The organism is Streptomyces ardesiacus, from assembly GCF_003112575.1.
Classification (GTDB): Bacteria; Actinomycetota; Actinomycetes; order Streptomycetales; family Streptomycetaceae; genus Streptomyces; species Streptomyces ardesiacus.
Map to the genome: position 1 here is coordinate 321065 of NZ_BEWC01000008.1, position 13852 is coordinate 334916.

14 protein-coding genes are annotated in these 13852 nt (G+C 74.4%); 4 read left to right on the top strand and 10 right to left on the bottom strand.

The window, feature by feature from the left end; genetic code table 11:
- Nucleotides 1-21 precede the first annotated feature (21 nt).
- Nucleotides 22-420 (bottom strand): DUF5997 family protein, encoded by a 399-nt coding sequence (locus tag Sdi02f_RS26430; protein ID WP_030398765.1) that lies wholly within the window; start codon nucleotides 418-420, stop codon nucleotides 22-24.
- A gap of 58 nt (nucleotides 421-478) precedes the next feature.
- On the opposite strand from Sdi02f_RS26430, the gene Sdi02f_RS26435 reads away from it, so the two are divergent.
- Nucleotides 479-1285 (top strand): LysR family transcriptional regulator substrate-binding protein, encoded by an 807-nt coding sequence (locus Sdi02f_RS26435; RefSeq protein ID WP_108934149.1) that lies wholly within the window; start codon nucleotides 479-481, stop codon nucleotides 1283-1285.
- 21 nt (nucleotides 1286-1306) lie between these two features.
- On the opposite strand, the gene Sdi02f_RS26440 is transcribed toward Sdi02f_RS26435, so the two are convergent.
- The 3 genes from Sdi02f_RS26440 to Sdi02f_RS26450 all read right to left on the bottom strand — a co-directional run bounded on the left by Sdi02f_RS26440 (nucleotide 1307) and on the right by Sdi02f_RS26450 (nucleotide 3335).
- Nucleotides 1307-2053 carry a DUF4142 domain-containing protein gene (locus Sdi02f_RS26440; RefSeq protein ID WP_108934150.1) on the bottom strand — a complete coding sequence of 249 codons (747 nt, stop codon included), beginning with the start codon at nucleotides 2051-2053 and terminating at the stop codon, nucleotides 1307-1309.
- 83 nt (nucleotides 2054-2136) lie between these two features.
- A complete protein-coding gene (locus Sdi02f_RS26445) occupies nucleotides 2137-2829 on the bottom strand; it encodes an HAD family hydrolase (protein WP_167458267.1) in 693 nt (230 codons plus the stop codon).
- A gap of 29 nt (nucleotides 2830-2858) precedes the next feature.
- Nucleotides 2859-3335, bottom strand: a complete 477-nt coding sequence (locus Sdi02f_RS26450; RefSeq protein WP_003977712.1) for an Lrp/AsnC family transcriptional regulator — start codon at nucleotides 3333-3335, stop codon at nucleotides 2859-2861.
- A 218-nt stretch (nucleotides 3336-3553) separates the two neighbouring features.
- On the opposite strand from Sdi02f_RS26450, the gene Sdi02f_RS26455 reads away from it, so the two are divergent.
- Together Sdi02f_RS26455 and Sdi02f_RS26460 are read left to right on the top strand one after the other, a co-directional pair.
- Nucleotides 3554-5077 carry an FUSC family protein gene (locus Sdi02f_RS26455; RefSeq protein ID WP_108934151.1) on the top strand — a complete coding sequence of 508 codons (1524 nt, stop codon included), beginning with the start codon at nucleotides 3554-3556 and terminating at the stop codon, nucleotides 5075-5077.
- A 158-nt stretch (nucleotides 5078-5235) separates the two neighbouring features.
- Nucleotides 5236-6273, top strand: coding sequence for a lactonase family protein (locus Sdi02f_RS26460; RefSeq protein WP_030398770.1), 1038 nt, complete (start codon nucleotides 5236-5238; stop codon nucleotides 6271-6273).
- 141 nt (nucleotides 6274-6414) lie between these two features.
- Here the strand turns inward: Sdi02f_RS26460 and Sdi02f_RS26465 are convergent, their stop codons facing one another.
- From Sdi02f_RS26465 to Sdi02f_RS26485, 5 genes are all read right to left on the bottom strand, one after another.
- The gene (locus Sdi02f_RS26465; protein WP_053639864.1) at nucleotides 6415-7341 is read right to left on the bottom strand and encodes a sirohydrochlorin chelatase; all 927 of its coding nucleotides are present in this window, start codon (nucleotides 7339-7341) and stop codon (nucleotides 6415-6417) included.
- Between the two features lie 138 nt (nucleotides 7342-7479).
- On the bottom strand, nucleotides 7480-8463 hold the full coding sequence (locus Sdi02f_RS26470; protein WP_108934152.1) for an N-acetylglucosamine kinase: 984 nt from the start codon (nucleotides 8461-8463) through the stop codon (nucleotides 7480-7482).
- Nucleotides 8460-9137: a uracil-DNA glycosylase gene (locus Sdi02f_RS26475; protein ID WP_031081121.1), complete on the bottom strand. Its 678-nt coding sequence runs from the start codon at nucleotides 9135-9137 to the stop codon at nucleotides 8460-8462. Before Sdi02f_RS26475 ends, Sdi02f_RS26470 begins: the two co-directional genes overlap by 4 nt.
- A gap of 70 nt (nucleotides 9138-9207) precedes the next feature.
- On the bottom strand, nucleotides 9208-10362 hold the full coding sequence (locus Sdi02f_RS26480) for a WD40/YVTN/BNR-like repeat-containing protein (protein ID WP_108934153.1): 1155 nt from the start codon (nucleotides 10360-10362) through the stop codon (nucleotides 9208-9210).
- 84 nt (nucleotides 10363-10446) lie between these two features.
- Nucleotides 10447-12150 (bottom strand): DNA alkylation response protein, encoded by a 1704-nt coding sequence (locus Sdi02f_RS26485; RefSeq protein WP_108934154.1) that lies wholly within the window; start codon nucleotides 12148-12150, stop codon nucleotides 10447-10449.
- A gap of 102 nt (nucleotides 12151-12252) precedes the next feature.
- On the opposite strand from Sdi02f_RS26485, the gene Sdi02f_RS26490 reads away from it, so the two are divergent.
- Nucleotides 12253-13005 (top strand): PaaX family transcriptional regulator C-terminal domain-containing protein, encoded by a 753-nt coding sequence (locus tag Sdi02f_RS26490; RefSeq protein WP_245962245.1) that lies wholly within the window; start codon nucleotides 12253-12255, stop codon nucleotides 13003-13005.
- Nucleotides 13006-13009: 4 nt separating this feature from the next.
- On the opposite strand, the gene Sdi02f_RS26495 is transcribed toward Sdi02f_RS26490, so the two are convergent.
- A complete protein-coding gene (locus Sdi02f_RS26495) occupies nucleotides 13010-13810 on the bottom strand; it encodes a pectate lyase (RefSeq protein ID WP_108934156.1) in 801 nt (266 codons plus the stop codon).
- Between the last annotated feature and the right edge of the window lie 42 nt (nucleotides 13811-13852).

The window sequence follows — 13852 nt, forward strand, 5'->3', positions numbered from 1 at the left end:
GCGGTGGGAATGCGGAGCCGGTCAGTCGCCCTGGGCGCGTTCGGCCCGCTCGGCGTGCAGCTTCTTCACGCGTGCCGCCTCCTTGCGCACGTCGGCCTGGACGGCCTGCTCCCGCTCCAGCCACTGCGGGCGCTCCTGCTTCAGCGCGTCGATCTGCTCCGTGGTGAGCGGTTCGGCGACCCCGCCGCGGTGCAGGCCCGCGATGGAGACGCCCAGCTTGGCCGCCACCACCGGCCGCGGGTGCGGACCGTCGCGCCGCAGCTCCCGCAGCCAGGCGGGCGGGTCGGCCTGGAGCGCGTTCAGTTCGGCGCGCGTGACGACGCCCTCCCGGAACTCGGCGGGGGTGGCCTCGAGGTACACACCCAGCTTCTTCGCCGCGGTCGCGGGCTTCATGGTCTGGGTGTTCTGGTGCGACGTCATGCCGTCAAGGGTATCGATCGTGTGAAGGGCTCCTCACCACGCCCGGTAACCTGGCGGGGTGACAGGCTCGGAAGCTCCCCCCTCGTTCCGGCTCGCGTACGTCCCGGGGGTGACGCCCGACAAATGGGTGCGCATCTGGAACGAGCGGCTGCCCGGCGTCCCCCTTTCCCTGACCCAGGTCCCCGCCGCGGGCGCGGGCGGCGTGCTGCTGGACGGTGACGCCGACGCCGGACTGGTGCGGCTGCCCGTCGACCGGACCCTGCTCAGCGCCATCCCCCTCTACACCGAGACCACGGTCGTGCTGATCCCCCGGGACCACCTCGTCACCGCGGCCGACGAGGTCACCGTCGGGGACCTCGCCGACGAGATCGTGCTGCACCCCCTGGACGACGTCCTCGGCTGGGAAGGGCTGCCGGGCAGGCCCGCCCTGGAGCGTCCGGCCACCACCGCGGACGCCGTCGAGCTGGTGGCGGCCGGGATCGGCGTGCTGCTCGTCCCCCTGTCGCTGGCCCGGCTGCACCACCGCAAGGACCTCACGTACCGCACGGTCACGGACGCGCCGGAATCGAGCGTGGCCCTGTCCTGGCCCGAGGCCGCGCACACCGACCGCGTCGAGGACTTCATCGGCATCGTCCGGGGCCGGACCGTCAACAGCACCCGCGGCCGGCAGCCCGAACCGACGCGTGCGAAGGGCGGGAAGGCCACCGGACGGCAGTCCGGCGACGCCACCCGACGCGGCACCGGCGGCAACGGCCGCACCGGCACCCGCACCGGCGGCACCGGCCGGGGCGCGAGCGCGGGCAAGGGCAGGGGCAAGGGCGGAGGCACGGGCGGCGGACGCGGAAGCAGGCCGCGCCACCGCTGACCCGCGACGGCGGGCGACCCGTCAGCGGACCGTCGGGCTCGGCGTCGGCGTCGGCGCCGAGGTGTTGACCTCCAGCCCCGGCGGAGCGGTGAGCGAGAGCACCGGCTCGCCCGGCTGCGGAGCCGGGGGCGTGAGCTGCGCCCGGGGCAGGTTCGGCGGGGCGGTCTGCTGGAAGTTGACCTGGTCGAAATTGACCAGCCCGGTCTTCTCCAGCACGGTGATGTGGTCGAGCACGGTGTCGTTGGCCTGGTCGGCGAGCTGCCGCACCAGGGAGTTCTTGGTGTTGGCGCGGACCTTGGCGATGACCGGGAAGATCTGGCCGTGGGTGATCCGCATGATGTTGACCGCGGTGGTGTCGAACTGCTTGCCCGTGGTCCCGTCCACGGTCGAGACGAACTGCTGCTGCTGCGGGGAGGCCAGGTTGGGCAGGGTGATGCCCAGCTCCGGAGCGATCCGGCGACAGGTCGCGTCCAGCCGGGAGTGACCGACGACCAGGTGCTCACCGGCCTCCCGCATCTCCGGTGTCGTCCCCCGCTCCATGGCCATCAGTCCCAGCGGGTGCTCCCACAGCCCCGCGGCACGCACCTTCACCACGAAGTCCCGGTCCTGCTCGGTGAGCGGCCCGTACCGCGTCTCGGTGACGACCCGGGCCTGGTCACTGCCCGCGTTGCGCACCCCGAGCATGGCCGGGTAGGCGAGTGCGGTGAGCGTGAGGACCAGGGCACCGGCCACGAGGGCGGTCCCTGCCGTGGCGCGCGTGATGCGCATCGTGCCTCCCGGGACGAGGACGGGCTCGGACACCAGGAGGTACGGATGCGGACGGCGTTCTGATCACCGTCCGGGCAACGTGCTCACTTCGTCCCCCGGCGCGCCAGCCAGTCGTACGCCGTCCGCGCGGTGAACTCCTCCTGGCCCCCGCGCAGCAGCAGGCCCGCCGTGGCGAACTCCGGGGCGTCGGCCTGGCCCGCGACGTACGGGATCGCGATGCAGCGCATCCCGGCCGCGTGCGCGGCGGCGGCCCCGGGAGCGGCGTCCTCCAGGACCACGCAGCGGGCCGGTTCCGCACCCAGCCGCCGGGCCGCCTCCAGGAACACGTCGGGGGCGGGCTTGCCCCGCGCCACCTCGTCGGCCGAGACGACCGTGCGCAGACGGGCGTCCAGGCCGGTACGGGCGAGGACCGCCCCGATCGCCTCGGGCGACGAACCCGACGCCACCGCCATCGGCACGCCCTCGCCCGCCAGCAGCTCGACGAACTTCCGCATCTCGGGATACGCGCGGGCCGAGGTGCGGGCGAGCCCCAGATAGTGGCGGTTCTTGACGGCGAGCAGTTCCTCGACCGTGGCACGCAGCCCGTAGCGCCGCTTCCAGTCGGCGACCGTCTCCTGGGTGCTGATCCCCACATAGGCCTCGTGGTCGGCCCAGGTGAAGTCCGGGACGCCGTACGCGGCGAGGGTGCGCCGGCCCGCTTCGTAGTAGTTCGGCTCGCTGTCCACGAGCGTTCCGTCGAGATCGAAGATGACCGAGATGCCGTCGAGTGTGTTCATGGTGCCCATGGCGTCCAGCATGCCAAGGGTCACCTGCGGGCCGAGCGTCCGATCGACTCCACGAGCGGCAGCAGCCGGTGCGGCACCCGCTCGCGCAGCGCCACCTCGCTGCGGGTGCGGACCACGCCGGGCAGGCTGATCAGCTTCTGCACCACGTCCTCCAGGTGCGCGTTGTCGCGGGCCACGACGCGGGTCAGGAGGTCGCCGCCGCCCGTGATGGAGAAGGCCTCGACGATCTCCGGCACCGCCGCCAGCGCCTCGCCCACCTCGTCCAGATGTCCCTGGGTGACCTCGATGTGCACGAACGCGAGCACCGGGTGGCCCAGAGCGGCGGGGGAGAGGGACGGAGCGGTGCCGGTGATCACGCCGTCGCGCTCCAGCCGGTCCAGCCGGGCCTGGAGGGTGCCGCGGGCGATCCCGAGGAGGCGGGCGTACTCGCGCACGCTCGTGCGCGGCTGCTCGAGCAGCAGTCGCAGGATGCGGGTGTCGAGCTCGTCGACGGCCATCGCGCGTCCGGCCCCTCTCGTCGGCCATTGGCTCTTCCGTGGCTGCCGGAAGACCGTGATCACTGTACCAATGGCCCACTCAGCCGACGGCCTGTTGAGCCACTGGCGGGAGAGATGCTCCTATAGACGTGTCGATGGCGCTGCGGACCTCCGCGGCGCCTTTTGCGTGCGGTGACGTCCGGGCCGGTGGGCACGAGTGAGCGAGGGGGCGGTAAGCAGTGCTGAAGAAGGTGTTCGTGAGCCCGGACCCGGGACGGACCCGGCTGCGGTTCGCCGCCCGGGCCGTCCTCGGCATCGGTTCCGCCGTCGTGCTGTGCGGGCTGGCCGGCACCTCCCTGGTCGGCGCGATCGTCGGCGGGCTCGCCGCCCTGCTCGCGCTGTTCACCGTCACCGACGCCACCGTGCGCGGCCAGGCCGTCACCACCGCGCTGCTGCCGGTGGCCGGAGTGCCCGTGCTCACGGCCGCCGCGGCGCTGCACGACCTCCCCGTGGTCCGGGATCTCACCTTCCTCGCGGTCGTCGGCGCGGGCGTGTACGCGCGCCGCTGGGGGCCGCGCGGGCACAGCCTCGGCGTGTTCGCGTTCATGACCTTCTTCATCGCCCAGTTCCTGCACGCCACCCCGGACCGGCTGCCCGAGATGTACGCCGCCGTCCTGCTGTCCGTGGCCACCGCCGCGGCGGTGCGCTTCGGCCTGTGGTGCTACGAGCGCCGCCGGCCCGCGCCGACCGTCCCCGCGCCGCCCGCCGCCGGCGGGTTCGCCCGGATCACCACCCGACAGGCCGTGCAGGCCACCGCGGGTGCCGGCTTCGCCCTGGTCGTGGGCCAGATGGTGTCCGGCGACCGCTGGTACTGGGCCGTGGGCGCCACCTGGTGGGTGTTCGTCAACACCACCTCGCGCGGCGAGACGCTGGTGCGCGGCTTCCGCCGGGTCCTCGGCACGGTCGTCGGCATCGGCCTGGGCTTCCTGGTCGCCGTGCCCGTGGCCGGTGCCCCGGTGCCCACCGCGGTGCTCGCCGCCGCCTGCGTCTTCGGCATCTTCTACACGGCAGCGGTCTCCTACACCTGGATGATGCTCTGCGTGACCCTGCTCGCCGAGCTGCTCTACGGCCTCCTCGGCTTCCTCAGCCCCGGTCTGCTCGCCCTGCGGGTCGCCGAGACCGGGGTGGGCGCGCTCGGCGCCGCGCTCGCCGTCCTCTTCGTCCTGCCGGTCACGACGCACGCCGTCACCGACGCCTGGATCCAGCGCGCCCTGCGCTGCGTCCACGCGTGCACCGCGGAGGCCGCCGCCCGCCTCGCCGGGACCGAGGGCGCCGACCCGGCGCCGCGCGTGGCGGAACTGGAGCAGTTGCTCGGCCGGGTCCGGATGTCGGTCGCTCCGCTCGTGCACCCGCTGAGCCCCATGTACGGCCGCAGGCGGCGGGCCCGGCGGGTCCTCGGCCTGCTCGACGACTGCGCCCGGGAGATCCGCGGCCTCGTCGCCGTGGCCGCCGACCCCGAGGCCTCGCACGATGCCCGGCTGGCCGCCGCCTGCTGGCGTGTCGAGGCCGCGGTCGAGGCACTCACCGGCCGGGATACCGCCCCGTCTCCCGGCGCGGACCAGGGCGGCGCCTGCCACGTCCGCGCGGGCGTGCCGCGCGCCGCGGAGCCCGCGCTGGCCCACCTCCACGACCTGGAACGCGCCCTCGCCGAGCTGGCCGCCCCCCTGCGCAGCCCGTCCGGTTCGCGACTGGCGGGCGCCTGATCCTCGCACCGTCCCGGCCACGCCACCCACTTGGTCTAGACCGCAGCCGTCCGGCTGCTACCGTCGCTTCCGGACGGGAGATCAGACCGGGAGATCAGGCGGCCGGCCGGGCCGGCATACGGCCCGAAGCCGGATGAAGCGGGACGGAAGGGGCAGCGGTGGCGGACGGTGACAGGCGGCAGCGGCGGGCATACATCGGGTCGTTCACGGCGGCCGGCGGCCCCGGGATCCTGACGGCGACCGTCGCCCCGGACAGCGGCGCCCTCACGGTCGTGAGCGGCACGGACGGTCTGGCCGACCCCTCCTACCTGGCCCTGGCTCCCGACGGGGACATGCTCTACGCCGTCAGCGAGACCGCCGAGGGCGCGGTGGCCGCCTACCGCGTGCGCGGGGGCAGGCCCGAGCCCGCCGGGCGTCCGGTGCCCGTCGAGGGCGACGGACCGACCCACCTGAGCCTGTACGCCGGGCACGTGCTGACCGCCAACTACGGCTCCGGCACCGTCACCGCCGTACCGGTCCGTGCCGACGGCACCCTGGCCCGGTCCGCCTCCGGCGTCCTGCGCCACACCGGCTCCGGCCCGCACGCCCAGCGGCAGCAGGGGCCGCACGCCCACCAGGTACAGCCCGACCCCGGCGGGCGCTGGGCCGTCAGCGTGGACCTCGGCACCGACTCGGTGCGGGTCTGCACCCTCGTGGACGGTGTCCCCGCCGTGCACCGGGAGGTCGCGCTGCGGCCCGGTTCGGGGCCGCGGCACCTGGCCTTCCACCCGGACGGCTCCCACGCCTACGTCGTCAACGAACTGGCGCCCACCGTGACCGTCTGCCACTGGGACGCCGCCGACGGCACCCTCAAGCCCCTCACCGAGGTACCGGTGCTGCCCGGGGCCCCGGCGGGCGACGCCTACCCCTCCGGCATCGCCGTCTCGGCCGACGGCCGCTTCGTGTGGACCGCGACCCGGGGCGAGGACCTCCTGTCCGTGCTGACCGTGGAGCCGGACGGACTGCGGCTGTCCGCCACCGTGCCCTGCGGCGGCCACTGGCCCCGCGACATCACCGTGTCGCGGGGCTTCCTGTACGCCGCCAACGAACGCTCCGGAGACGTCACCTGGTTCGCCCTGGACCCGGCCACCGGCGTCCCCCGCCGCACGGGCTCCCTGGCGGTCCCGGCAGCCTCCTGCGTGATCTTCGCCCCGTAGCTGCGGGCGGCCGTGCCGCCCCCACCCCGTGCGCTCCCGGCCCACGGGACAAGCTCCGGCAGAGCCGTGCGAAGGGGCCCGCTCCCGGGCGGAGCGGGCCCCTTCGCACGGCCTGGACGAACGCGCGCACGCACGCGCACCTCAGCGGACCGGCGTCCCCTGCACCTGCTGCGGCGAGAGTCCGAGCGCCGTCGTGTACTTGGCCAGCGCCAGCTTGCCGATCGCCGGGTACGGGCCGAGCGGCTCGGCGGTGGAGCAGCCCGCCTCCTTGGCCGCCTCCTCCAGCACGGACGCCTCGATCTCCGGCCCGATCAGGTACGGCGCGAGCGCCAGTTGCTGGGAGCCCGAGGAACGGAGCTGCTCGGCCACGGACGCGATCGAGCCCTCCTCGTCCAGCGCCGCCGCGATCACCGGCACGGCCAGGCGCGCGGCGAGCAGCATGCCGGTGATGCCGGCCGCCTGGACGGCCTCTTCGCCGCCGACGGACGCCAGGATGATGCCGTCCGCGGCGGTCGCCACGGTGAACAGGCGGGCACGGTCGGCGCGGGCGAGACCGGCCTCGGAGAGCCGCACGTGCAGCGCTTCGGCGAGCAACGGGTGCGGTCCGAGCACATCGGTCAGCTCGGCCGCGATCTTGCTGTCCATCACGGCCTGCCGGATCCGGCGCAGCAGCGCGTTGTCCGGCCCGGCGAGCAGCGGCACGACGACCGCGACGGGACCCTCGGGCTCCTTGACGTCCAGGCCGGCGGCGCGGGCCTGCTCGAAGCGGGCGGTGCGCTCCTCGGCGGTCCGGACGAGCACGGCGGTCAGGGAGGGGAACTCGGCGTCGTCGTCCCCGTCGAGGTGACCGATGCGGGCGTCGAGCCCGGGCAGCTCGGAACGGGCGATGCTGATGACCTCGTCGGCGAGGCCGCGGGTGGCACTGCTGGGCGTCCCCGGCACCGCGAGGACGAGCGCCGGCGCGCCCTCGGGAGCCACCAGGGGTTCGGGACGACGGTGCCGTCCGGGCTGGCGGGGGCGCGGCATTCGTACGGGCAGGCCGGACGCGGGCCCAGTGGGGGAGCTCATGGCGCCGCATGTTACTGGTTTCCAGGGGCTCCCTCTTCGGGGAGGGTGCAGGTGAGCGGTATCCGTCCGGTTTTGTCTGATGAGTGATGTACGGATGGGCCGACATCGGCACGATTCACCTCGTCGGCCGACCACTTCTCAGCCGGCCGGGACGCTCGTCGTCCACAGCATCCTGTCGTCCCCCGGAAGGGCGAGGGAGCCGTTCGCCAGGTCGGTCGCGATCCGGACCGAGCCGTCCAGCGGATCGCCCTCGGCGTCCGTCCGCCGGGCCTGCGGCAGCCGCTTCGCCAGTTCCTCCTCCAGCGGCACGAGGAGCGGCTCGCCCATCCGCAGCAGTCCGCCGGTGACCGCGACCCGGGGCTCGCCGCCGGCCGGGCAGACCGCGGCGGCCGCGTCGGCCATGTGCCGGGCGGCGGCCCGCAGGATCCCCGCGGCGACCGGGTCGGCCGCCGCGCAGGCGGCCACCTCGGGCGCGAAGGAGGCGAGGACGGCGGGCCGGTCCGATCGCGGATACACCTGCCCGGGCAGCCCGGCCGCCGGACCGAAGCGTTCCTCGGCCCGGACCAGCAGGGCCGCCGAGCCGTCCCTGCGCCCGTCGTGGGCGCGCAGCGCCGCCTCCAGGCCGGCCCGCCCGATCCAGGCGCCGCTGCCGCAGTCGCCCAGCAGATGCCCCCAGCCGTCCGCCCGCCGCCAGCGGGACAGGTCGGTGCCGACGGCGATCAGGCCGGTCCCGGCGGCCACCACCGCCCCGGCCCGCGGACCGAGGGCGCCCACGTACGCGGTCACGGCGTCGGCGGCCAGCGCGACCCTCCGTGCGCCCAGCTCCCGGGCCAGCGCGCCCGGCAGTTCGGCGCGCAGCGCGTCGCCCAGCGTGGCCAGCCCGGCGGCCCCGACGACTACGGTCTCCAGCCGGGTCACCGCGATCTCCTCGGTCAACGACCGGACCATGGGCAGCAGTTGCCCCATCAGGTGCCCGGGGTCGATGCCGCGCGGACCGGTGCGCACGGGTTCCGCCGAGTCACGCCGACCGCGCGGGCCCGGTCCGTCGCCGCCGACGCCACCGACGACGACGCGCAGCCCCGAACCGCCGGAGTCGACGGCCAGGAAGCCGGCGCCGCTCACGGCAGACGCCAGTCGACCGGCTGACCTCCCAGCCGCATCAGCAGGTCGTTGGCCCGGCTGAACGGACGGGAACCGAAGAAACCCCGGTCCGCCGACATCGGGGAGGGGTGCGCCGACTCCACGGCCGGCAGGTCGCCGAGCAGGGGCCGCAGATTGCGCGCGTCGCGGCCCCACAGGATGGACACCATCGGCTTGCCGCGCGCCACCAGTGCCCGTATCGCCTGCTCGGTGACCTCCTCCCAGCCCTTGCCGCGGTGGGCCGCGGGCTTGCGCGGGGCCGTCGTGAGCGCCCTGTTGAGCAGCAGCACACCCTGCTGGGTCCAGGGTGTGAGATCCCCGTTGGAGGGCTGCGGGAGATTCAGGTCGGTGTTCAGCTCCCGGAAGATGTTGACCAGGCTGCCGGGCAGCGGGCGCACCTCGGGTGCGACGGAGAACGACAGCCCCACCGCGTGTCCCGGCGTGGGGTACGGGTCCTGACCGACGATCAGGACCCGGACGTCGTCGAAGGGCTGCTGGAAGGCCCGCAGGACGTTCGCCCCGGCCGGGAGGTAGGTGCGTCCGGCGGCGATCTCCGCGCGCAGGAACTCACCCATCGAGGTGATCCGTCCGGCGACGGGCTCCAGCGCCTTCGCCCAGCCCGCTTCGACGATTTCATTCAAGGGTCGTGGTGCCACGGGCGTCACCCTACTGCCGTACGGGTGACGCCGATCAACCGGTGGCCCGGGCCGGTCCCCGCGGTCCGGTTCACGCGACGACCGCGGCCCGCACGCACAGCACGTCCGGCAGGTGGGAGGCCAACTGCCGCCAGGTGTCGCCGTCGTCGGCCGACGCGAACACCTCGCCGTTGCGGTTGCCGAAGTACACGCCCGCCCGTTCCGCGTCGTCCGTGGACAGGGCGTCGCGCAGCACCGTGCCGTAGTGGTCCTCGCGGGGCAGGCCCGCCGACAGCGGCTCCCAGCTCTTGCCCGCGTCCGAGGTGCGGAAGACCCGGCACCGGTGGTCCGCGGGCACCCGGTCGGCGTCGGCGTTGATCGGGAAGACGTACGCCGTGTCGCCGCGGTGCGGGTGGGCGGCCACCGCGAACCCGAACGTGGAGGGCAGGCCCTCGCCGATGTCCGTCCAGTGGGCGCCGGCGTCGTCGCTGCGGTAGACGCCCCAGTGGTTCTGGAGGTAGAGGCGGTCCGGGTCGGCCGCGTCCCGCGCGACCTTGTGCACGCACTGGCCGAACTCGGGGTCGGGGTCCGGCAGGAAGACGGCGGAGACACCGGAGTTCGACGGCACCCAGCTCGCGCCGCCGTCGGACGTGCGGAACACACCGGCGGTCGAGACGGCGACCGTCACGGACCTGGGGTCGCGGGCGTCGGTGAGGACGGTGTGCAGCCCCTCGCCGCCACCGCCGGGCACCCACTTCGAGCGCGTGGGGTGCTCCCACAGCGGGCGGACCAGCTCGAAGCTCTCCCCGCGGTCCTCCGAGCGGTACAGCGCCGCCGGTTCCGTCCCCGCGTACACCACGTCCGGCTCGGCGGCGGCCGGGTGCAGTTGCCACACCCGCTCCAGCGAGGCGCCGGTGTCCTTGGGGAACCTGACGGCGGGGGCGGCCGGTTCGGTCCAGGCCCGGCCCAGGTCGTCGGAGTGGAACACCGACGGCCCCCAGTGCGCGCTGTCGCCGCCGGCCAGCAGCCGCGGGGTGTCGCCGCGGGTGTCGAGGGCGACCGAGTAGACCGCCTGTGCGTTGAAGTAGGGACTTTCGTCGAACTCCCAGGTGTCACCCCGCCGGCGCCCGATGAACAGGCCCTTGCGGGTGCCCACGGCGAGCAGTACCTCGGTCATGCCGATCACCTCCGCGGCGTCCTCGTCGACGCCTTCGTCTCGGACACGGGCCAGTCTGCACCCACCCACTGACAGCCACCCCTGGAGAGGGCGTCGTCGCAGGTCAGGCCGGTGGCGTCGGGGCCGGTGAGGCGGCTCGGCCGGGCCGCTCGCTCAGCCCGCGACCGGCAGCGCCCGGGCCAGGATGCCGTCGAGCCCGGCCGAGTCCGGCAGGGTGCCGAACGCGTGCCCCCAGTCGGCGCCGAGCCGGGTCGCGCAGAAGGCGTCGGCGACGGCGGGCGGGGCGTGCCGGACCAGCAGCGAGCCCTGGAGGGTGAGGGCCATCAGCTCCACCAGCCGGCGGGCACCGGCCTCGGACGCCTCGCCGAGCCCCGTCTCCAGCCGGGCCACCGCCGCGTCCAGCCGGGCGTCCGCCCCGCGCGCCAGGGCGAGTTCGCCGAAGAGGGCGTGCGCGGTGGCGGGGGACCGGTGCAGAGCCCGCAGCACGTCGAGGGCGTTGACGTTCCCCGAGCCTTCCCAGATCGACAGCAGCGGCGCCTCGCGGTAGTGGCGGGGCATGCCCGACTCCTCCACGTAGCCGTTGCCGCCCAGGCACTCCAGGGCCTCCGCGGTGAACGCCGGCCCCCGCTTGGTCACCCAGTACTTGCCGACGGCCGTGGCGATCCGCCGGAACGCCGCCTCCCCGGCGTCCCCGCGCACGGCGCGGTCGGCGGCGCCGGCCAGCCGCAGGGTGAGCGCGGTCGCGGCCTCGGACTCCAGCGCGAGGTCGGCCAGGACGTTGCGCATCAGCGGCTGGTCCACCAGCCGTGCGCCGAACGCGCTGCGGTGCCGTGCGTGGTGACCGGCCTCGACGAGGGTCTTGCGCATGAGCGTCGCCGAGGACATCACGCAGTCCAGACGCGTGCAGTTGACCATCTCGATGATCGTCTTGACGCCCTGGCCCTCGGGCCCGACCAGCCAGGCCACGGTCCCGTCGAACTCGGGCTCCGAGGAGGCGTTGGACCGGTTGCCGAGCTTGTCCTTGAGGCGCTGGATGCGGAAGGTGTTGCGGGTGCCGTCGGGCAGCACGCGCGGCACCAGGAAGCAGGACAGCCCGCCGGCCGCCCGGGCCAGCACCAGGAACACGTCGCACATCGGCGCCGACGTGAACCACTTGTGCCCGCGCAGCGTGTAGACGCCGGGCTCGGCGGTCGCCGTGGCTGTCGTGGTGTTCGTCCGGACGTCGGATCCGCCCTGCTTCTCGGTCATCCCCATGCCGGCCAGCAGTCCGCGCTTGTCCGCGGGCGTCCGCAGCCCCGGCTCGTACGCGCGGGAGGTCAGCAGCGGCTCGTAGACCTTCGCCAGCTCGGGCTGGGCACGCAGGGCCGGGACGGCCGCGTAGGTCATCGACGTCGGGCACCCGTGCCCCGCCTCGGTGTGCCCCCACACCAGCCCGCCCGCGGTGCGCGCGACGTGGGCGCCCGGACGGTCGTCGGCCCACGGCGCCCCGGCCAGGCCCTCGCCGACCGCCACCCGCATCAGGTGGTGCCAGCTCGGGTGGTACTCGACCTCGTCGATCCGGTTGCCGTACCGGTCGTGGGTGCGCAGCACGGGCTCGTGGCGGTTGGCGAGGTCGCCCCACTCCTGGGCCTCCGCGCTGCCCGCCCGGCGGCCCAGCCGCCGCAGCCCGTCCTCGGCCCACCCGGCCCCCTCCCGCCGCACGCCCTCCAGCAGGGCGGCGTCGTCCGACGCGTCGTAGGGGGCGAGGGGCGGGGGCTGATTGGTGACGTCGTGCGTCGCGTACCCCTCCGGCCCGCCCGGGGGCTCCTCGGACGGCTCGTGGGACTCGTACGGCGGTTCCTGCGCGCGTGTCGTCATGACCCGAGTGTTGCACCATTCCTGCGACCGCAGCAATAGTGCAACACGATGGGCGCACGTAGAGTACGTGCTCATGTGGACGAACGACACGTGCCCGCGCGGATGAACGGTCCGAAGGCCTTTGACGCACGCGCGCCGCGTCCGCTGTCCGCGCGGTCGGTGATCCTGAGCCTGCTGCTCGGCACCCACCCGCCGGAGCTGCCCGCGCGGGAACTGGTGCGGCTGGTGGAGGGGTTCGACGTCGGCGCCTCCACCGCGCGCGCGGCGCTCAGCCGGATGGCCGCCGCCGGGGACCTGCGGCGCACGGATGCCGGCTACCGGCTCAGCGAGCGGCTGCTGGAGCGCCAGCGGCGCCAGGACGAGGCGCTGCGTCCGCACACGCGCCCGTGGGACGGCGACTGGGAGACACTCGTGATCACCGCGACAGGACGGGGCCCGGCGGCCCGTGCCGAGCTGCGCACCCGGCTGACCGCCCTGCGCCTGGCCGAACTGCGCGAGGGCGTCTGGCTGCGCCCCGCCAACCTCGACCGCCCGCTGCCGGAGGCTCTCGACGGGGTGGCCGAGCGGCTCGTCTCGCGCCCCGGGACCCCGGCCGCCGAGCTGGCCGCCCGCCTGTGGCCGCTGGAGGAGTGGGCCGGCGCGGCGCGGGCCCTGCTCGCCCACGTCGGCCCGGCCCGGCGGCGGGCCGACCGCCTCGCCGCCTTCGCGGCCGTCGTACGGCACCTGCTCGCCGACCCGGTGCTCCCCGCGGAGCTGCTCCCGCCGCACTGGCCGGGGGCGGCCCTGCGGGACGCCTACACGTCCTACCAGCGGGAGCAGTCCGGACAGGTCCGGGCGCCCGGCACCCGGACCTGACGCGTCACTTGTAGGTGATGTCGGAGGAGGAGTACTTGCAGTAGGTGCCGTCGGCGCCGGAGCCGTTCGAGTCGGGCTCGTCCCCGTCGTCGTTGCCGATGTACTTCTGGCACGGGACGATCTTCTTGCTGCCGTCCCCGACGATCGTGATGTTGCGCAGGGTCGCGCTGTCGCCGTAGTTGGTGTTGATCCCGGCGATCCGGCCGCCCTTCCAGTTCACCTCGATGCCGCTGAGGTTGATGGTCCGCTTGTACTGCGTCGAGCAGTTGCCGCAGGAGCGGACGAAGGTGCCGAAGTTCTTGACGGCGAAGCCGGAGATGTTCAGCGTGCCGGCGCCGTTGAACTGGAACACCTTGTCGTCGGCCTCCTTGGCGCCGCCGCCGGAGACCGTGTAGACGTTCGACGACGAGGAGCCCCGGAAGGTCGCCGCGTCCTCGCCGACGTCCTCCCACCAGACGTTCTGGAGCGTGCAACTGCCCTTGCAGTGGACGCCGTCCGCGGCGGGAGCGCCGATGATCACGTTCTTGAGGACGGCGCCGGGGGCGAGTTCCAGGATCGGGCCCTGGTCCTCGTCCTGGCCGCCGGAGCCCAGGTCGCCGGTGCCGTACAGGCGCTTCATCCCGTAGTCCTTGGTGCCGGAGACCGAGATGGTGGAGGAGATGCCCTCGCTGCCGTTGGGGGTCGGCCAGGTTGCGGCCTGGGCCGAGGAAGCCCCGGAGGTCATGAGCATGCCAACCGAGAGCGCGAACGCGCCCAGTGCGCCGGTCGCCGCGCGCCGTGTGCGCGGGTGTGTCGCTGGGGTCATGTTCTGGTCCCTTCCGAAGGGAGTGGGGGTGGAAGCGGAACA